This window comes from Oceanicoccus sagamiensis, from assembly GCF_002117105.1.
GTDB classification, from domain to species: domain Bacteria; phylum Pseudomonadota; class Gammaproteobacteria; order Pseudomonadales; family Dasaniaceae; genus Oceanicoccus; species Oceanicoccus sagamiensis.
Map to the genome: position 1 here is coordinate 434,993 of NZ_CP019343.1, position 19,598 is coordinate 454,590.

Consider the following 19,598-nt stretch of genomic DNA (forward strand, 5'->3'; position numbering starts at 1 on the left):
CAGAAATGTGATAAGTTTAGCGTTTATAAAGACTTATCGACTCGCTGGCGCCATTTAAAATATTCGGGGCCGGCGGTTGATGTTAAAGCAGTAAACAGCGCCTAAAACCGAGTACCCAACAATGTCCGTAGAACAATCCGATATTGAAAAAATCGCTACCCTCGCACGTATCCGTGTGGCCGAGGATAATATCCCTGAGGTCGCCGAGCGTATTAACGATATTCTCGCTATGGTCGACAAGATGCAGGCCGTCGATACCGCCAATATTGAGCCCATGGCCAACCCGCTGGATGCAATACAGCGCCTGCGTGATGATACGGTGACTGAAGTTGACCAACGTGAACGCTTTCAGGCCATCGCTCCGGATGCCGATGAAGGCCTGTATCTGGTCCCCAAGGTTATCGAATAGAAGCCTAATCCAGCACTGCCTCATATTGATCGAATTTGTCTACCACAGGAATTTCCATGCATAACAAAACACTGGCTGAGCTGAGTACGGGCTTGGCGGATAAATCATTCTCCAGCGAAGAGCTGACCCAACACTATCTGGGCCGTATTGAAGCACTGGACCCCAGCTATAACAGTTTTATTACGGTAACCGCTGAGCAGGCCTTAAGCCAGGCTAAAGCGGCTGACGAGCTATTAGCTAGCGGCAATGGCTCAGCACTGACCGGCATCCCCTTGGCACACAAAGATATTTTTTGTACCGAAGGCGTAAAAACCAGTTGCGGCTCAAAAATGCTGGATAATTTTATCCCGCCCTATAACGCCACTGTGATTGAAAAATTTAACCAGGCGGGCGCTATCTCTCTGGGCAAAACCAATATGGATGAATTTGCCATGGGCTCATCGAATGAGTCCAGCTTTTATGGCGCGGTTAAAAACCCCTGGAATACGGACTGTGTTCCCGGTGGTTCATCCGGCGGTAGCGCAGCAGCCGTAGCGGCCCAACTGGCTCCGGCCAGCACCGGCACCGACACCGGAGGCTCGATTCGTCAGCCCGCCGCCTTATGCGGTATCACCGGCTTAAAACCCACCTATGGCCGTGTTTCCCGCTATGGCATGATCGCCTTTGCCTCCAGCCTTGATCAGGGCGGCCCTATGACCCGCACCGCTGAAGATGCCGCATTAATGCTGAATGTGATGGCGGGCTATGACAGCAAAGACTCAACCAGTATGGATCAGGCAGTACCCGACTATACCGCCAGCCTTAAGGATGATTTATCGGGTTTAACCATTGGCCTACCCAAAGAATATTTTGGCAAAGGTTTAACACCGGCGATTGAGCAGGCAGTGCAAGCGGCGATTAAAGAATATGAAGCCATGGGCGCCACGGTGAAAGATATTTCTTTGCCCAATACAGACTTGGCTGTGCCCTGTTATTACATTATTGCCCCCTCCGAAGCCTCGGCGAATTTATCCCGTTTTGACGGAGTCCGTTACGGCTACCGCTGCGATAACCCGGAAGATTTACAAGACCTTTACACCCGCACCCGTGAAGAGGGTTTTGGTGAAGAAGTGAAGCGCCGTATTTTAGTCGGTACTTATGCCTTGTCCGCCGGTTTTTACGATGCTTATTATCGCAAGGCTCAGCAAATTCGTCGTTTGATTAAAAATGATTTTGTTGAAGCGTTTAAAACGGTAGATGTGATTATGGGCCCCACCGTACCCAATACCGCTTTTGCTCTGGGTGAAAAATCTAACGACCCTGTCTCTATGTATTTAGAAGATATCTATACCATCTCCACCAATTTGGCCGGACTGCCGGGTATGTCTATCCCCGCCGGTTTAGTCGATGGCAAACCCGCGGGCCTGCAACTGACTGGCAATTATTTTGCCGAGGCCAAACTGCTTAATGCCGCGCATCAATTTCAACAGGCAACCGACTGGCACCAGCAAATGCCGTCGCTTGTGGCGGAGGGCTAAGTCATGGAATGGGAAACAGTCATCGGCCTTGAAGTGCACGTGCAACTGGCCACCGCTACAAAAATATTTTCCGGCTCCAGCACCGCCTTTGGTGCCGAGCCTAACACTCAGGCGAACGCCGTTGATTTGGCCATGCCGGGCACCTTACCGGTGCTGAATGAGCAAGCCCTGAAACATGCTATTTTGTTTGGTCTGGGGATTGGCGCCGAGATTAATAAGCGTTCGGTCTTCGACCGCAAAAATTATTTTTACCCCGATTCGCCAAAGGGTTACCAGACCACGCAAATGGATTACCCGATTGTTGGGGCAGGCGCCATTGAAATTCAACTGCAAAATGGCGAGAGTAAAGTGATTCGTATTCACCATGCGCATTTGGAAGAAGATGCCGGCAAGTCGGTGCATGAGGGGTTACAGAATAATTCGGGCATTGATTTAAACCGTGCCGGTACACCGCTGATCGAGATTGTTTCTGAGCCGGATATGCGCAGCTCGGAAGAAGCCGTTGAGTTTGCCCGTAAATTACACAGTATTGTGACCTCGCTGGGTATTTCCGATGGTGATATGTCGCAGGGCTCTATGCGCTTTGATGTCAACGTCTCTGTACGCCTGAAAGGCGAAGAAGAGTTTGGCACCCGCACCGAAACCAAAAACCTGAACTCTTTTAAGTTTATGGAGGAGGCAATTGCCTTAGAAGTTGAACGACAGATTGATATTCTTGAAGACGGCGGCAGCATCACTCAGGAAACACGTTTGTATAACAGCGACACCAAAACCGCCAAAGCAATGCGCAGCAAAGAAGAAGCCAATGATTACCGCTACTTCCCCTGCCCTGACCTGTTACCGGTGGAAATTGATGATAATTATATCGATGCCCTGCGCAATGCAATGCCAGAGCTGCCGGATGCTCGTCAGGCACGCTTTGTTGAAAGCTATAGCCTATCCAATTATGACGCGGGTATTTTAAGTGGTGATGCCAATATGGCCAGTTACTTTGAAGAAACCGCCAGCGCCTGTGACGACGCTAAATTAGCGGCCAACTGGTTAATCGGCGATGTCTCCGCAAAACTGAATAACGATGAACTCAGTATTCAGCAGTGCCCGGTTAGCGCCGCCGCACTGGGTCAACTAATTGCCCGCATCAAAGACAATACTATCTCGGGAAAAATCGCCAAGCAGGTATTTGAAGCGATGTGGGCCGGTGAAGGTGATGCGGATACCGTTATTGAAGCCAAGGGCTTAAAGCAGGTTTCTGATACCGGTGCCCTAGAAGCTATGGTTGACGAGGTCATTGCCAACAACCCGGAACAGGTAGACAACTTCCGCAATGCAGACGAAGGCAAGCGCAAAAAGATGACCGGCTTTTTTGTTGGGCAAATCATGAAAGCCTCCAAAGGCCAGGCCAACCCGGGCATGGTTAACAAAATCCTTATGGCCAAATTAAACGGCTAATCTATTTTTACTACAGGTAATACAGTTATGGCACTAAAAAAAGATAAAGAAAAAGTTCTCGATGAAGTCTGGACCGAGCAACGGGTTAAAGATTTTTTGGAGGTAAAACCCGCAGAAGATATTGAAGCGGATTTTCATGTTTTGCTAAAAGCCTACCAGTCTATGCGATTGGAAAACTTTGAAGAGTTTGTTGGTTTTTTTACCGCAGAAGGCCGTAATATTAATGCGACCAACCCAAACGGTGAAACCGCATTATCTATTATCAAGCAGCACCGCGCTTCTGAAGAGTATGCCACTATAATGAGCGCTAACGGCGCCAAGTAAATCTGACCAGCAGGCTAAACCTTTAGCCTGCTACGGTTCTACCCCGGCTTAAACGGTCACGATTTTCCTGCTTTTTCTTTTCACTTTTACTCAGCAGCACATAGGCCGCCCCCAAACCACCATGCTGGGGTTGGGCACTACAAAAAGCCTGCACTTCATCCATATCGGGCAACCATTTATTCACATAGCTTTTTAACAGGGCTTCGTCGTTTTTGCTATGACTGCCTTTGCCGTGAACAATAACCAGTGAACGCAAGTCATAGGCCGCCGCTTCTTTAATAAAGTTATAGACTTCCTGCCGCGCTTTTTCCACGGTCATTCGGTGTAAATCAATCCTCCCTTCCTGTGGATATTTACCCTGTTTTAATTTTTTAAAGACGCCATGCTGAACACCTGAACGCTTAAATTCCAAAGGATAAAAGGGGTCGAGTAAGTCGACAAAATCACTAACCAAGTGATTTTTATCTTTGCTTAACTCTTGTGTCGCCGCCTTGCGTCTGGCTTCTTGGGCCAGCGCTGAATCGCTACTGCGCTGGAGAGAGACTTTTTTCTCGACCTTAATGGGTTTTACATCCCCCATTTCCTGAAGAAACAGATCATCGTCTTTATGATCGTCTGACATGGTTTTACTACCGACTATACTGTGAAAAAAATAACCTTACTGGGACTGGTGCATCAGGTCAATATGAAATACTACAAGCCAAAACGCAGAAAGGCATCGCCGATGCGATGCCTTTTGTGGTGATGCTTGTTTTAGCAAGCGTTAGCTGGAAGATGCTGCCATATAGCAATCTTTATCTTCCTTCTTGCAGGTATTGAGGTCGAGTACAAACCAGAAATAACAGCGAGAAAAAATACCGTTTAACATCAGCATCACTGAGACAGCCACTACAAACCATTCGATACCATTCATATACGGTTGGCTTAGCGCCCAGAATGAAAAAAGTACGCCCATCAGTAAACGAATAATGCGCTCAGCATTGCCTAAATTACGTTCTATCATTAGCCTGCCCTCAGGTAATTTTATGTCATATTTATCAATCAATGCATTTGCTAATAATTACGGCGGCTTGTTAAAAGCGGATCACCTAATCATAAAAAAACCGGTAAAAGTACCGGGTTGATTAATAGACTCGTTGGATTACCCTAACAATCTCAATACTAACTCGGCATTACTATTGGCCTGCGCCTGCGCCGCAATACCTGACTGCTGCTGGATACCCGCTTTAATGCTGTTGCTAATTTCCCGGGCTATATCCGCATCAGCTATGCGACTGCGTGCGTCCTCGGTATTAATGCGGTTGTTTTGCAGGTTATCGACCGTGGATTGAAAACGGTTGGCAACAGCACCAAACTCCACCCGCTGGTCGCTGAGGGTTTGCAGCGTGCTGTCGATCGCTGAGAGGGCATCCTGGGCACCGGTCTGGCTGGAGATATCAATGGCGGCAATACTATCAAACTGCGCACTAAGGTCCGCAGTCGAGAGCTCGATAGTCTCATTAGCATTGGCGCCGACCTGAAAGCTAATCTCGGCATCAGTGCTAAAGATATCAACCCCGTTAAAATTGCTTTGCTCAAGCCGGCGTGAAATTTCATCCTGTAATTGTCCGACCTCCGATTGCAAGTTGCCTCTATCGCTATCACTTAAGGAACCATTGGCGGACTGTATGGATAATTCGCGAATGCGCTGCAAGTCATCTGAGATGGAGGATAAGCTGGCTTCGGCAACCTGACTAAAGGAGATACCATCGCTGGTATTGCGTATGGCCTGCCCGGCACCATCGATCTGTGCTGCAAACCGCTCGATAATCGCCAACCCAGCGGCATTATCCGCCGCGCTATTGATCTGCTTGCCTGAGCCGATCCGCTCAAGAGCCGTTTGCTGTGCACCCTGGGCTTTATTCAGCCCCTGTAAAATACCGAGGCTTAAACTGCTGTTATTGATGCTCTGTACCATCTGCAACTCCTTGGTTTGTCTATCAACAGGATGGATATCAACAGGCTGGATTTTAACATTATGGGGCGAAGTTTTTAGATTAGTTGGGAGTTAAGAGTGTGGGCTTATAACTGGATATATTGGCTCAGGCCGGGGCAGGCCCAGGCGCTAACCCACTTTTTGGCGGCCAACCAGCTCGGCGGTCTGGCAAAAGGTCTGTTGTAAGATCAATGCATCATGGCTGGCCCGGTGGCGAGTATAGCCAAGCTCCTCGGTGACTTTGTCCTTGGTCGCATGCCAGATATCGACCTGGGCATCGGATAATAGGCTTCTGAGGGACTCCAGCCGAAAGCGCTGGGGCAGCTCAGCTGCATCAAATAGCAGAGCAATCCAGCTGCTGTCATTGCCCCAGGCATCGCTGTAAACAATCTGGCCCGCCAATTGATCATTGAGCATGGAGGCGACAAATTCAGGGGCTTTGCCGTGTTTAGAGAGTGTTTCCCGGCTGATACCATGGAGCATTTCAGCTCTGGGGTCCCAGTGCTGCCACGCGTCTTCACGGCGGATAATATTACAGCTGCCCTGCCCTTCGGCATTGGCCACCCCCACTTCTATGGGGTAGCTGCCTCGGCCAAGTCCAGACGCTTCAACATCGATGACAATAGGTCGCATACGAATATCCATTAATTAACCGCACATCATCCCGGTGGCGGCTGAGCTATTATTATTTTATGGGTAAATTATAGACAATTATACTTGATATGACAGATAGCGAGGGGAGCCTTAAGACCGGCTAGTTATACTCGTCTAATAAGTCCATTAGCTGCTCCATGCGCAGCAGCGGATCGGTGATCGCCAGTAACTCAAATTTAATCTTTTCGTCGATGGGTAGCAGCTGTGATAGCAGATGGCTCATGGTGGCGATATCGTCAACCACGGGTGATAGTTTTAACCGGGCGATATGGGGATGGTCGAGCAGCTGGGCCAGCAAGGCTGCCATTTCATCAGAATATTCCGGCAGCGGAATATAGGGCTCTGGCTCCACCCACTCTACCTCTGCCATATAGAGCTTATCATCGCGCTGGTGGCTGGAGATTAAACGGAATTTGTCAGTACCTTCAATAGTAATGCCCAGCAAACCATTGGGCAGCGAATCCCAGTCCACCACTCTGGCCAAGGTACCGAGCTGCGCCAAGCGGGGCTCACTGCCAGGTTGATCTAACTCACTGCCATCGCGGAGCCATACCACCCCAAAACCGCTATCATTTTTTAGTGATGAGCTGATTAAATCCAAATAGCGGGGCTCAAAAATCTGCAACGGCATCTTGCCGGTGGGGAAGAGTACGGTAGTAAGGGGCAGCAGTGGGATGGTTTCCATGGTTAGGACTCCGTAGCCTGCTCTAGTGAGCCAATCAGTGCCAACGCCTGATCACGGCTATCACCACAGACTGACGCTTCAGCCATAAACTGTGCGCACAGTAAAGGCCGCTCAGGCCGGCCAAATAATGTGCAACGGTAGCTATCATCCAGATTAACGCAGCGCACCCCGGCTGGCTTACCCGCCGGCATACCGGGAATAGGCCCGTTGATAGAAGGCGCTATACAGCAGGCGCCGCAATGCTGCCGACACTCGAAGGTCATTGGTCTTTAGCAAGCTCGACATTGGGACCAAGCGGTTTAAAGGTAATCAGGAGTTGTGGCAGTAATAATAACGCGCCCATTAAGGCAGCAAACATAGCCATACCGGTTAACAATCCAAAATAAATACTGGGGTTAAAATTGGACAGCGCCAGCACAGAAAAACCAATCACTATAATGACTGAGGTATAGAACATGGCCTTACCAATGGAGCCGTGGCAGCGGTACATCGTCGCCAGATAGTTCTGGTCTTTGGCAAATTCACTGCGGAAACGGTGTACATAGTGAATGGTATCGTCAACCGCTATCCCCACCGAAATAGCGGCGATAGTTACCGTCATAATATCCAGTGGAATACCGGCCAAGCCCATCCCGCCCAGCACCATACCCGCCGCCAAAATATTCGGCGCCAAGGCGATTAAGGCAATCGACAGTGAACGGAATAAAACGATAAACATCGCCAGAATGGCAATAAATACTGCACCAAGGGTCAGAATTTGTGAGCGGTACAGGCTCTGTAACATATTGTTATACAGCACCAGCATACCGGTCAGGTGGACCTGATCTTCCTCAAAACCCAACTCATTCACCAAATGCCCACGCACCTGGGTCAATAGCTCATCGCGCCTCAAGGTGCGGCTGGTCTCCATCACCCTGACGGTGATACGGGTTTGATCAATCTCTTCATTTAAGTAAGGGTGTACCAGGATATCATTGATATCTTCGGGTAAAGCGCGCTGAATTAATGCCAACTGGATATCATCCACACCGCTGGCGATGGTGCGCAATACTTTATAGGGGGTTGCCAGGGATAAGACTTTGCCTGTTTCTGGTAATGAATCGAGATAATCGTGTACTTGTTCAATACGATTTAGCCCTGCTCGGTTAAACCAATAACTCGGCTCAACGGCCTCGTCATCAGCAAAGTCATCACTAAAGTCATCATCACCAAAGCCATCATCGTCAAACTCATCGAAGCTGCCATCGTCCACCACAGTATTATCAGCGATAACATCAATCTCTGGCTCAGGCGCAGCATCAATAATCACTTCCAGTGGAATAGTGCCACCGAGCTCTGCATCGATGACTTCCATACCCTGATAAATTTCAGTGGTATCGTGAAAGTAGTCGATAAAGCGGTTTTCTACTTTGAGTTGGCTCATCCCAAAGACACTGAGCACAGCCAGCAATGCCCCGCCCCATAAAATCAGCGAACCATGCCCTTCAGTAAAAGCCGCAAAACGCGTTGTGGTTGCACTATCACTATTATTGGATGGAATACTTGAGGGTTTGCCCCAAAGCAATAAGCCGGTAGGCAATACAATAAAAGTAATCGCCAGAGATGCCGTGACACCGACCGTCATCATCCAACCGAAGTCGATCACGGGTCGAATACCACTAACCACCAGAGAGGCAAAGGCGACGATGGTGGTTAAGGTGGTATAGATACACGGTTTGATCATCAGGAAGGTAGCATTTTTTACCAGCTCTCGCTGCTCCTGCTCCGGGTTGGCGGCTAGCAGCTCCCGGTAGCGCACAACCAAATGAATGGCGATAGACAGGGAGATAATCAGCAGTATGGCTACAAAGTTGGAGGAGATAACGGTCATCCGCCAATCCAGCAAGGTAATTAAACCCAGCATAAAGGTGGCAGATAAAACACAGGACAGCAGTGGCAGAACCACCCATACCGCATGCCTGAAAATCACTGACATGGTGACGATAATAAAGGTCACAATACCAATACCAAAGACCACCAGATCACTTTTTACAAAGTTGATCATATCGGTGGCAATCATCGGCACACCACCGAGAAACAAGGTGGCATTATCGCGATAGTTCTCGATCACCGCGCGGGCTTTGTCCACCAGGATCGATTGTTTGTCGTTAGCCTTAACCGTATGGTCGCGCAGCTGTTGAATAACCTCATCCAATTCTGCCTCAAGGGCCGGGTTACTGCCCTTATCAGCTTGCTGCTCCCGCAATTGATCACGCAGGGCTTGCAAGGCATAGTATTTTTCATCCCGTACCAGATTGACTTGCAGGGCGGTGGTCTGGCCATCGCTACTGGTTAGCAGGTTTTTATAAATGGGGCTTTGCGCCAGTTCTTTGCGGACCAGTGCTTTATCAATAGCCGGGTTGCGCAGGCTGCCTATCTTGCCATCGGTGACATCATCAAAACTGACCTGAGGGCTTGCCAATAGCGGCACATCGAGAATGGTGGTAACCGAAGAGACACCTTCAAGGGACGCCAGATCGTTACGTAGCTTATCCAGCTCAGCCAATACCGGACTGGACAGTAAATCCTGCTTGGGTTGATAGGTCACTAATAAAAAATCTTCCGAGGCATAGCGGGTGCTGATTTCCCGGTAATATTTAAGTGACTGGTCCCCTTCTAACACCAACGCATCGGCGGAGGCATCCAGTTTAAAATTGGGAATATGACTTGCCAACCAGCCGATCAGCGCTAATGAGAATAATAGAGCGAGCAAGGGACGCCGCAGTACCAATGTTTCGTAGATTGAAAAAAGATTACGCACTAAAAATATCCTTAGTATTGTTTCCGTTACTGCCCGGCTAACGCCGTCGTTAATAACTGGTGGATACCACCAAAACCGCCATTGCTCATAATCACAATATGATCACCGGCAACACTGTCTGCTGCCAATTGCTCGACAATGGACGAGATAGAATCACTAATAATGGCCCTGCCCTGGCTGCTATCGACCACAGACTGTAAAGACCAATCCAAACCTTCCGGCTGGTACCAGATAACCTGATCAGCCAGCGCGGTCACTTCTGCCAAGCGATCCAGATGACTACCCAGACGCATGGTATTGGAACGAGGCTCAATCACCGCAATAATGCGTTGCTCACCCGACTGCTCGTTGACCTGCGCCCGCAAGCCTGCCAGCGTAGTTTCTATGGCGCTGGGGTGATGGGCAAAGTCGTCATAGACCAGAATGCCACAGTCATTAAAGATTAGCTCCATGCGCCGCTTAACCCCTTCAAACTGCCCCAGAGCTTCGATAGCAATGGCTGGAGTCACACCCACATGTCTTGCCGCTGCTACTGCAGCCAGCGCGTTATTGATATTATGTTCGCCGGTATTTGACCACTGGACGGTGCCCTGAACTGCACCCTCAAACAAGACATCAAAATCACTGCCATCGGCCTTATTGGTTTTGGCTAACCACTGTGCTGACTCATCGCTTAATGAGGTTTTTTCCAGCTCTGACCACAACCCCTGATCCAGTACCTGCTGCAAGTTGTTATCACCCGCAGGGACAATTACCCGGCCGTTACCTGGAATAATTCTGACTAAATGATGAAACTGTTTTTGAATAGCGGCCAGATCTTCAAAGATATCCGCATGGTCAAACTCAAGATTATTCAGAATGGCGGTGCGTGGGCGGTAGTGGACAAATTTGGAACGCTTATCAAAAAAAGCACTGTCGTATTCATCCGCCTCAATCACAAAGAATGCTGAATCCCCCAGCGCGGCCGATACACCAAAGTTACCGGGTACTCCGCCTATCAAATAGCCCGGTTTCATACCGGCATATTGCAGAATCCAGGCCAGCATACTGCTGGTAGTGGTTTTACCGTGTGTACCGGCTGCCGCGAGTACCCAGCGGTCCTGTAATAAATGCTCAGACAGCCACTGCGGGCCAGAAGTATAGCGAAGCCCCCTATCCAGCATATATTCGACCGCGGGGTTGCCGCGAGACATGGCATTGCCCACCACTACCAAATCCGGTGCGGGGTCTAACTGGGCCGCATCATAGCCCTGAGTCAGGCTTATACCCTGCTGCTCCAACTGGGTGCTCATGGGAGGGTAAACATTGGTATCGGAACCGGTGACGGTATGGCCCAGCTGGCGAGCCAGAATGGCCAGCCCGCCCATAAAAGTTCCACAAATACCCAGAATATGGATATGCATTAACGGCCCTTGTTCTCTATCGGATAGCTAATATTGTTATTGGCGCTGATAGTAACACTGGCCAACTATTGAGACACGCTTATTCTTCGTTGACGAAGGCCAGGCCTACACCATCATTATCCAGCCGTACCACTTTCATTTTTACAACGGGAGCATCTCCGCCCCCCATGCCCTGAACCTGGACACTGACCATTTCCCCAATGGGTGGCAGCTGATGACCTTCCGATAAGATATAAGCGCCACCATCTGAAATATCCCCGGTATGGAGATTGAGGTCGCCCAGCTCCGGATGGGACACTGTTACATCTGCACGTAGCTTGGTTCTGACATGTTCACGTTTATTGCTGCCGGACACTGCTATTTCCTTGTATTTGAACTTAAAATCTCTTGCTAAGGTTAGCATAGACCCAACAAACGGCAATAGATTCAATGATTTAGCCAATCTTGCCAGAATAATTGGTATTCCTCGCTGGTCAGTTTATAATCGCGCCTGCTAATTTTGACCACAATCTGTTTATTTACTGTAATCTGGACACCAATCATGAGCTTTAACACTATCCCCGCAGGTAAAGACCTGCCTAACGATATTTATGTCGTTATTGAAATCCCGGCCAACCACGACCCCATCAAATATGAAATTGATAAAGATATGGATTGCCTGCTGGTAGACCGCTTTATGGCCACGCCTATGTTTTACCCGGCTAACTACGGCTATATCTCTAACACCTTATCTGAAGATGGCGACCCGCTGGATGTACTGGTTGTTACGCCATACCCAGTAGCTCCAGGCTCTGTGATTCGCAGCCGCCCTATCGGTATCCTGAATATGAGTGACGAAGCTGGTCAGGACGCTAAATTATTAGCCGTTCCGCATGACAAGCTATCAACCATCTATCAGGACGTTAAAGAGCCTTCTGATTTGCCGGAATTATTGATCCAGCAAATTGAGCACTTCTTTGAAAACTACAAAGATTTGGAAAAAGGTAAGTGGGTTAAAGTTGACGGCTGGGCTGGCAGTGAAGCGGCCAAAGCTGAAATCATGAAATCAGCGGAAGCCTATAAGGGCTAAGCTGACGATTTGACCTCAAGTTCCAAGCAATAAAAACCGGATTCTATGTCCGGTTTTTTATTGCCTGGCTATTAACAGAACAGACATTATTTTTCTCTGGCTTTCTTCGGCGACGAGCTGATTAATTTTTTATATAATTTGGTATTTTTATTAATCAACTTATGTTTTGCGTAGGCATTGACGGCTTGCACCCACGCCTCTTCTTTACCGTGCGCCTTGATCGAAAAACTGGTACAAAATATTTTATTTTCTAACTCGGAGGCAATGCCCACTTGAAAAATCGGGGTTACCGATCCGCTCTTCTCGGTTTTATATAAATAACTAATCCCTTTGACCGAGCCATCAGGATTAAAACAACGGTGTGCTTTTAGCAGTTTTTTAACACGTTTCTGCTCTTGAATTAATTCTTCATCACGAGCAATAGCTTCCCGCTCAATCTGCTTTTGTAGCCGCGGCCCCATACGCCTACTGTTTTTTTTCAGTGAGAAATATTCCTGATACAATTTTCCATTCACTGTACGGCGAACGCGGTATCCATAAAAGGCTTCATTATCTAATAATTTAATACTCACCTTGCATCACTCCTTTAATGACAAAGCAGCGAGACAATACATCACTGCCCTGTGAAATTAATATTCGACGATTCGAATATTTTCCAAAAACTACGCCCAAAATATTTATTGAAAAAAGAACAATAAATAGCTTAGATGTAAGGAGTATAAATAGTAATAATGAAAAGTGAAATCAGTAATGGACCCGAAGTATGACTATTATTGGGTGAGTACAGCATTACAACTAGCGCAGGACTCTTACTAATATTTTATTGGATTCTGGCTAATTAAACACGTGAACTCAGTGTGGATAATTGTCGATAGGGACATCAATATAACGATGAAAAATAGAGCTTATATTTTCCAACACCACATCTTTTAAAGCGATGGGCTGTGCCTTAATAATAGCAATCAATTCATCTATGCTAAAGGCACGCTGGTACTGCGACGACAACGGCGCATAACTTAAGTGCCAGCGTTCAGGTGCAATGCCGCCGATATCAGATTGATAGGGTCGAAAGAAACCCTGCGCTTTGTCCGTGTTTATCTGCCGATCTAACCAGCCGTGCAATGGCGCAAAGGGACCATCCCCTACCGTTTCTGCCGTGGTTAGCTGTAGCTGATAATCATCGGCCACCGCAGCGCGGTCATAAATATCCATATCCGTGCCCCAGTGGTGCCGGGATGCCCCGGGCAGGGCCGACCAGCGCAGAATAGCCTGAACTTGTTGCCATGGATCTAACTGCGTCATATCCAGCGGCTCACCGTTGCTATCGAGCACCGGGCGCTTGCCACTGGCTTTGGCATTCCATATCAGCAACTGCCTTTCATAATTTCTATAGCCACTGGCAATGACCAACTCAAAGCCCGCTTGTTTAGCCTGCTGCTGCAACTGTTGGAACGGCTTAATCACATCACGGTGAAGGCCACAGCCCTCCAACGCAAAGTCGATGCTGCTCTGATCCAAACCATAAATAGTGTCCGCTAAAGGCCGCATATGGGTCGCCAATAATTAATAGTTGATTGATCTATGAAAAAATATATATTATAAGAATTCAATATATTCAAACTAATAATAACAACATACCAGGGAACAAGCATGCAAAGCGATTTGCTGGAACTCAAAAACTTGGGTAATACCTCTATTAACTGGTTACGTGCTATTGGCGTACAAAGCCGGGAAGACCTCCAGAAAAAAGGGGCTGTAGAGGCTTATAGCGAAATTAAAGGCCGTGGTATTCGTGTATCTAAAGTACTGTTATACGCTCTGCATGGCGCTATGACCGACACTCACTGGAACGACCTGGACAACCAGACCAAACAGGAATTGCTGCAACAGGCAGAGAGTCTGGGCAATAGTTCAAAAACGGCTTAATACCGCACATATCCTACCGTGCTGTTTTCCCTTGACGCTCAGCACCACTGCGCACGACAATCTTGCCAAGAACAATATTGCCAAAACAATATTGGCAGAACAATAACTTTTGTAACGAGCTACTGTCTATGACAACCCTATGCCATATCGATGATATTGCCGATGAGCAGTCCAAAGGTTTTAACGTCGATAACGACACTTTTTTTGCGGTTAAAAAAGGCGGCCAGATCTACCTCTATCGCAATAGCTGCCCACATTTGGGAGTTGAGTTAAATTGGCAACAGGATAAGTTTTTGGATATGGATGGTATGTTAATTCAATGCTCTACCCACGGCGCGTTGTTTTTAATTGAAGATGGGGAGTGTGTTTCCGGGCCTTGCCAGGGGCAGCAATTACAAGCGGTAGCTTTTGAGATTATTGATGGGCAGATTAGCTTATCCACTTAAACAATAGCACCGTCATTACCGCCTTCGCCCATTACTGCCCGGAGCAGTCATCAACGGTGGATTATAATCCACCCTACGGGCTTGACCTTATCTAGAGCATTATAATACGCCTTCGCCAAAATGACCGCGCCTAGCAGGAATGATAGACACAACCAACCATGTAGGGTGGATTACAATCCACCAAAGCCACCCCGGAGTCGCCTTATCTAGAGCATTATAATACGCCTTCGCCAGCATGACCGCGCCTGGCAGGAATGATAGACACAACCAACCATGTAGGGTGGATTACAATCCACCAAGCCCATCCCGGAGTCGCCTTATCTAGAGCATTATAATACGCCTTCGCCAGAATGACGGCGCCTGGCAGGAATGATAGACACAACCAACCATGTAGGGTGGATTACAATCCACCAAGCCCACCCCGGAGTCGCCTTATCTAGAGCATTATAATACGCCTTCGCCAGAATGACCGCGCCTGGCAGGAATGATAGACACAACCAACCATGTAGGGTGGATTACAATCCACCAAGCCCACCCCGGAGTCGCCTTATCTAGAGCATTATAATACGCCTTCGCCAGCATGACCGCGCCTGGCAGGAATGATAGACACAACCAACCATGTAGGGTGGATTACAATCCACCAAGCCCACCCCGGAGTCGCCTTATCTAGAGCATTATAATACGCCTTCGCCAGAATGACCGCGCCTGGCAGGAATGATAGACACAACCAACCATGTAGGGTGGATTACAATCCACCAAGCCCACCCCGGAGTCGCCTTATCTAGAGCATTATAATACGCCTTCGCCAGCATGACCGCGCCTGACAGGAATGATAGACACAAAAAAGGGAGCCAATGGCTCCCTTGATTATTTGCAGTAGCAATTACTCTGCAGCAGAATCGTCAGCAGCAGGTGCCGCTTCTTCCAATTCTTTCATAGACAGCTTAATACGACCGCGTTGGTCAACGTCCAGTACTTTAACTTTAATAACCTGACCTTCTGATAAGTAGTCGGTCACTTTCTCAACACGCTCCTGAGAGATTTGTGAGATGTGTACCAGACCGTCTTTACCCGGCAGGATATTAACAAAGGCACCAAAATCAACGATACGGGCAACCGTACCTTCGTAAATAGCACCGACTTCAGCTTCAGCAGTAATTTCTTCTACTTTAGCTACCGCAGCGTCACGGGACGCAGCATCAGAACCATAAATACGGATAGTACCGTCATCATCGATATCAACGGTCGCGCCAGTTTCTTCAGTAATTGAGCGGATAGTTGCACCGCCTTTACCAATAACATCGCGGATTTTATCGCTGTCGATTTTGAAGGTAGCCATGCTTGGAGCGTTGTCAGATACGGTAGTGCGAGACTCGCTCAGTACCTGATTCATCTGACCAAGGATATGTAGACGCGCTTCAAGAGCTTGCTCTAAAGCGATGCTCATGATTTGCTCATTGATACCTTCAATTTTGATATCCATTTGCAGGGCAGTAATACCATCGGCAGTACCAGCCACTTTAAAGTCCATATCACCCAAGTGATCTTCATCACCCAGGATATCGGTCAATACAGCAAAACGCTCGCCTTCTTTAACCAGACCCATGGCGATACCAGCAACAGGCGCTTTCAACGGTACACCCGCTTCCATCATCGACAAGCTGGCAACACAGGCACTGGCCATAGAGCTTGAACCGTTAGATTCAGTAATTTCTGAAACTACGCGGATAGTGTATGGGAAGTCTTCGGCATTAGGCAGAACCGCGGCAACACCACGACGGGCCAAACGACCATGACCAACTTCACGACGGCTGGTAAAACCGATACGACCACACTCACCCACTGAATAAGGAGGGAAGTTATAGTGCAACATAAAGTTATCTTCGCGCTTACCTTCAAGGGCGTCGATTAACTGTGCGTCACGGGTAGTCCCTAAAGTGGTCACACCAATCGCCTGAGTTTCACCACGAGTAAATAGTGCTGAACCGTGTGCCTTATCCAAAACACCCACTTCAACGTTGATGGGGCGAACGGTGCTGCTATCACGACCATCGATACGCGCTTCACCATTAAGGATACGCTGGCGAACAGTATTTTTTTCCAAGCTCTTGAAAACATCCTGAACATCGCCTGCGGCATATTCAGCGTCATCACCAGAGGCTAGCTGCTCAATCGCTTGAGACTTAAGATCGCCCAGCTTGCTATAACGCTCAGCTTTATCAGTTACGCGGTAAGCATCACCAACGCCCTGCTTAAAGCCTGTGGCAACAGCGGCCAATAGCGCAGTATTTTCTTCTTCTGGCTGCCAATCCCAACGGGGCTTGCCAACTTCAGCGGCTAATTCAGCAACCACTTTAACAACAGCCTGCATTTCTTGGTGGGCGTAAAGTACCGCACCCAGCATCTGGTCTTCGCTTAGCTCTTGAGCTTCTGATTCAACCATTAATACGGCATCGCTGGTACCAGCAACAACCATATCCAAAGAGCTTTCGGCCAACTGGCTGTAGCTTGGGTTAAGGATATAACCTTGCTCAGCGGTAAAACCAACACGGGCTGCACCCACTGGGCCATTAAACGGTACACCAGAGATAGAGAGTGCGGCAGAAGTACCGATCAAAGCTGCGATATCTGGATCAGTCTCAGTATCCGCAGACATAACCGTACAAACAACCTGTACTTCATTTTTAAAACCGTTAGGGAATAACGGACGAATTGGACGGTCAATTAAACGTGAGGTTAGCGTTTCTTTTTCAGAAGGACGCGCTTCACGCTTGAAGAAACCACCGGGAATCTTACCAACTGCATAAGCTTTTTCCTGGTAATGAACACCTAGTGGAAAAAAGTCCATACCTTCTTTGGCTGACTTGGCGGCTACCACAGTACAAAGTACCTGTACGTCGCCCATAGATACCAATACGGCACCTGTAGCTTGACGAGCAATACGGCCTGTTTCTAGAGTTACGGTGTGCTCACCGAATTGAAATGATTTTTTTACTGGATTCACTGAAGAAATCCTCCCTTGTGGGATAACAATAAAAGCCCCGGAGTCTTCAACCTACATCACCGGGGCTCACGACTTTTACAACTTACTTTTACTACTATTGGCGCCGCATCCTTAAACAGTTGCGGCGCCTGAACCTACTTAAAGGTCCTACTTACGGTACTACTTAACGACGTAAACCTAAACGCTTGATCAGGCTGGTGTAACGCTCTGTATTTTTGCCTTTCAAGTAATCCAGTAATTTACGACGCTGGTTAACCATACGGATCAAACCACGACGAGAGTGGTGATCGTGCTTGTGATCACCGAAGTGACCCTGCAATTTCTCGATATTGGCTGTCAGTAGTGCAACCTGCACTTCTGGTGAACCGGTATCGCCTTCTGCAGTTTGATACTCTTTTACTACTTCTGATTTCTCAGCGGCTGATAATGCCATTTTTCTTTCCTCATTAAAGTTAATATGCAAAAAGCAAAGCATCTTAATACTTTGCCGTTTAATTCAGCCTGACCGTGCATATTTACAGACAGGCTATTTCAACCGATAGCACGCTTAAAAAACGCCCCACCTGTTAACAGCATAACGACCTAGTTGGTCGCTATCAGACGTTTGGGCCCAACCTGGCCTCCGTCTAACACTTCTCCAATGCCGATAAAATCTCTCGACTCAGAGTACATTCTTACTATGTCACCGGGTTCACAGTTGGCGGGTATTACCGCGACTGAAACCGCATGACCTCGCAGCATATAAAATACCGCAGACTCTGCCAAGGTCACCTCTGACAGATGCATAACCGCTGCATCAGCCGGTTCTAACAAAGCATCCAAGGCATCATAACCTTCGACCTCAACCTTTTCCGCCAGCGCCTCAAGTTTTGCAATTGAAACAGCCTGAGCCTCAGCAAAAGGGCCCGCTTGCACTCGGTGCAGCTTTTTAACATGAGCACCACAACCCAGCTCTAAACCTAAGTCCTCTGCAATAGAACGCACATAGGTGCCCTTGCTACAGTGGATATACACATCGGCTTCCGGCTGACCACCGGTTTCCTCTGCACTGCGAAAAGCGTCTAAACGAATATCAAAAATCGTTACCTGACGAACCTTTCGCTCTACTTCTAACCCTTGCCGCGCTAATTTATAGAGCGGCTGACCCTGATGTTTTAATGCTGAAAACATCGAAGGTATTTGTTCTATCTCGCCCAAAAATTTGGGTAGCAGTGCCAGTACGCAAGCTTCGCGTACCGCAGTGGCATCGCGCTGCTCTAACACATCGCCATCAGCATCGCCGCTGGCGGTTATCACTCCGAATAAAAAGGTACTACGGTACGCCTTATCCGAATCCAGTAAAAACTGGGAAAACTTGGTAGCCTCACCAAAGCACACCGGCAATACACCGGTAGCCAATGGATCCAAACTGCCGGTATGTCCCGCCTTTTGGGCAAAGAACAATCGCTTGGCAATTTGCAGCGATCGGTTTGAGCTTTGACCTGTTGGCTTGTCGACGATTAAGACGCCATCAACCGGCCTGCCACGACGCTTTTTTGCCACAGTCGTTAGCTACTCTTGTCATCATCTGAAAAGGCCTTGTCTGCAGACACAGCCCTTTCAATTAAATTCGACAAATGCTGACCGCGGCCAACACTGCTATCAAAATAAAACCGCAGTCTTGGCGTAGTGCGCGCATTATTGCTTTTTGCAATTTGCGTGCGTAAAAAGCCCGCGGCCTTATTTAATACTTCGATAGACTCGGAGGCTTCCTCTTCACTATCCTTGCCCAATACTGTCATAAAGACTTTGGCATGGGACATATCGCGACTCACTTCCACATCAGTAATACTCACCATACCGACGCGAGGGTCACGCACTTCAAACTGTATTAGGCTGGCCAGTTCCTGTTTTAGGAAATCACCAACCCGTTGCGTACGACTGTATTCTTTAGCCAT

22 protein-coding genes are annotated in these 19,598 nt (G+C 48.2%); 7 read left to right on the forward strand and 15 right to left on the reverse strand.

Translation table 11 applies throughout. The features are described from left to right. Positions 1-121: 121 nt before the first annotated feature. From gatC to BST96_RS01990, 4 genes are read left to right on the forward strand one after another with little or no spacing between them, the layout of a single operon-like run. Positions 122-409 (forward strand): Asp-tRNA(Asn)/Glu-tRNA(Gln) amidotransferase subunit GatC, encoded by a 288-nt coding sequence (gatC, locus tag BST96_RS01975; RefSeq protein WP_085757075.1) that lies wholly within the window; start codon positions 122-124, stop codon positions 407-409. A gap of 56 nt (positions 410-465) precedes the next feature. Continuing rightward, positions 466-1,926, forward strand: a complete 1,461-nt coding sequence (gene gatA / locus BST96_RS01980) for an Asp-tRNA(Asn)/Glu-tRNA(Gln) amidotransferase subunit GatA (protein ID WP_085757076.1) — start codon at positions 466-468, stop codon at positions 1,924-1,926. A 3-nt stretch (positions 1,927-1,929) separates the two neighbouring features. Then, a complete protein-coding gene (gene gatB / locus BST96_RS01985) occupies positions 1,930-3,375 on the forward strand; it encodes an Asp-tRNA(Asn)/Glu-tRNA(Gln) amidotransferase subunit GatB (RefSeq protein WP_085757077.1) in 1,446 nt (481 codons plus the stop codon). 27 nt (positions 3,376-3,402) lie between these two features. Then, positions 3,403-3,699 carry a PA4642 family protein gene (locus tag BST96_RS01990; protein WP_085757078.1) on the forward strand — a complete coding sequence of 99 codons (297 nt, stop codon included), beginning with the start codon at positions 3,403-3,405 and terminating at the stop codon, positions 3,697-3,699. 22 nt (positions 3,700-3,721) lie between these two features. Here BST96_RS01990 and smrA read toward each other — a convergent pair whose 3' ends face one another. The 9 genes from smrA to BST96_RS02035 all read right to left on the reverse strand — a co-directional run bounded on the left by smrA (position 3,722) and on the right by BST96_RS02035 (position 11,571). Then, the gene (gene smrA, locus BST96_RS01995) at positions 3,722-4,321 is read right to left on the reverse strand and encodes a DNA endonuclease SmrA (protein WP_085757079.1); all 600 of its coding nucleotides are present in this window, start codon (positions 4,319-4,321) and stop codon (positions 3,722-3,724) included. Positions 4,322-4,462: 141 nt separating this feature from the next. Next, positions 4,463-4,702, reverse strand: coding sequence for a YgaP family membrane protein (locus tag BST96_RS02000; protein WP_085757080.1), 240 nt, complete (start codon positions 4,700-4,702; stop codon positions 4,463-4,465). Positions 4,703-4,840: 138 nt separating this feature from the next. Continuing rightward, complete coding sequence (locus BST96_RS02005; protein ID WP_085757081.1) at positions 4,841-5,656, reverse strand: flagellin N-terminal helical domain-containing protein; 816 nt, start codon at positions 5,654-5,656, stop codon at positions 4,841-4,843. 147 nt (positions 5,657-5,803) lie between these two features. Further along, positions 5,804-6,307 (reverse strand): 3'-5' exonuclease family protein, encoded by a 504-nt coding sequence (locus BST96_RS02010; protein WP_206045382.1) that lies wholly within the window; start codon positions 6,305-6,307, stop codon positions 5,804-5,806. Between the two features lie 121 nt (positions 6,308-6,428). Further along, on the reverse strand, positions 6,429-7,013 hold the full coding sequence (locus tag BST96_RS02015) for an LON peptidase substrate-binding domain-containing protein (protein ID WP_085757083.1): 585 nt from the start codon (positions 7,011-7,013) through the stop codon (positions 6,429-6,431). 2 nt (positions 7,014-7,015) lie between these two features. Continuing rightward, on the reverse strand, positions 7,016-7,276 hold the full coding sequence (locus BST96_RS02020) for a YkgJ family cysteine cluster protein (RefSeq protein WP_085757084.1): 261 nt from the start codon (positions 7,274-7,276) through the stop codon (positions 7,016-7,018). Continuing rightward, positions 7,273-9,813, reverse strand: coding sequence for an efflux RND transporter permease subunit (locus tag BST96_RS02025; protein WP_206045383.1), 2,541 nt, complete (start codon positions 9,811-9,813; stop codon positions 7,273-7,275). The genes BST96_RS02020 and BST96_RS02025 overlap by 4 nt, the downstream gene beginning before the upstream one ends. A 26-nt stretch (positions 9,814-9,839) precedes the next feature. Beyond that, positions 9,840-11,216, reverse strand: a complete 1,377-nt coding sequence (mpl, locus tag BST96_RS02030) for a UDP-N-acetylmuramate:L-alanyl-gamma-D-glutamyl-meso-diaminopimelate ligase (protein WP_085757086.1) — start codon at positions 11,214-11,216, stop codon at positions 9,840-9,842. Positions 11,217-11,295: 79 nt separating this feature from the next. Beyond that, positions 11,296-11,571, reverse strand: coding sequence for a PilZ domain-containing protein (locus tag BST96_RS02035; protein WP_206045384.1), 276 nt, complete (start codon positions 11,569-11,571; stop codon positions 11,296-11,298). A gap of 186 nt (positions 11,572-11,757) precedes the next feature. Between BST96_RS02035 and ppa the strand changes: the two genes are divergently transcribed. After that, entirely contained in the window at positions 11,758-12,285 is a 528-nt protein-coding gene (gene ppa, locus BST96_RS02040) for an inorganic diphosphatase (RefSeq protein ID WP_085757088.1), read from the forward strand. 86 nt (positions 12,286-12,371) lie between these two features. Here ppa and BST96_RS02045 read toward each other — a convergent pair whose 3' ends face one another. Next, entirely contained in the window at positions 12,372-12,857 is a 486-nt protein-coding gene (locus BST96_RS02045) for a hypothetical protein (RefSeq protein ID WP_085757089.1), read from the reverse strand. 280 nt (positions 12,858-13,137) lie between these two features. Continuing rightward, positions 13,138-13,833, reverse strand: coding sequence for a M15 family metallopeptidase (locus BST96_RS02050; RefSeq protein ID WP_085757090.1), 696 nt, complete (start codon positions 13,831-13,833; stop codon positions 13,138-13,140). 102 nt (positions 13,834-13,935) lie between these two features. On the opposite strand from BST96_RS02050, the gene BST96_RS02055 reads away from it, so the two are divergent. Continuing rightward, complete coding sequence (locus BST96_RS02055; RefSeq protein WP_085757091.1) at positions 13,936-14,211, forward strand: TfoX/Sxy family protein; 276 nt, start codon at positions 13,936-13,938, stop codon at positions 14,209-14,211. 128 nt (positions 14,212-14,339) lie between these two features. Beyond that, positions 14,340-14,657, forward strand: coding sequence for a Rieske (2Fe-2S) protein (locus tag BST96_RS02060; RefSeq protein ID WP_085757092.1), 318 nt, complete (start codon positions 14,340-14,342; stop codon positions 14,655-14,657). A gap of 883 nt (positions 14,658-15,540) precedes the next feature. On the opposite strand, the gene pnp is transcribed toward BST96_RS02060, so the two are convergent. The 4 genes from pnp to rbfA all read right to left on the reverse strand — a co-directional run bounded on the left by pnp (position 15,541) and on the right by rbfA (position 19,598). Next, the gene (pnp, locus tag BST96_RS02065) at positions 15,541-17,661 is read right to left on the reverse strand and encodes a polyribonucleotide nucleotidyltransferase (RefSeq protein ID WP_085757093.1); all 2,121 of its coding nucleotides are present in this window, start codon (positions 17,659-17,661) and stop codon (positions 15,541-15,543) included. Positions 17,662-17,824: 163 nt separating this feature from the next. After that, positions 17,825-18,094, reverse strand: coding sequence for a 30S ribosomal protein S15 (gene rpsO, locus BST96_RS02070; RefSeq protein WP_085757094.1), 270 nt, complete (start codon positions 18,092-18,094; stop codon positions 17,825-17,827). Positions 18,095-18,243: 149 nt separating this feature from the next. Further along, complete coding sequence (truB, locus tag BST96_RS02075; protein ID WP_085757095.1) at positions 18,244-19,203, reverse strand: tRNA pseudouridine(55) synthase TruB; 960 nt, start codon at positions 19,201-19,203, stop codon at positions 18,244-18,246. A gap of 5 nt (positions 19,204-19,208) precedes the next feature. After that, positions 19,209-19,598, reverse strand: a complete 390-nt coding sequence (gene rbfA, locus BST96_RS02080; protein WP_085757096.1) for a 30S ribosome-binding factor RbfA — start codon at positions 19,596-19,598, stop codon at positions 19,209-19,211.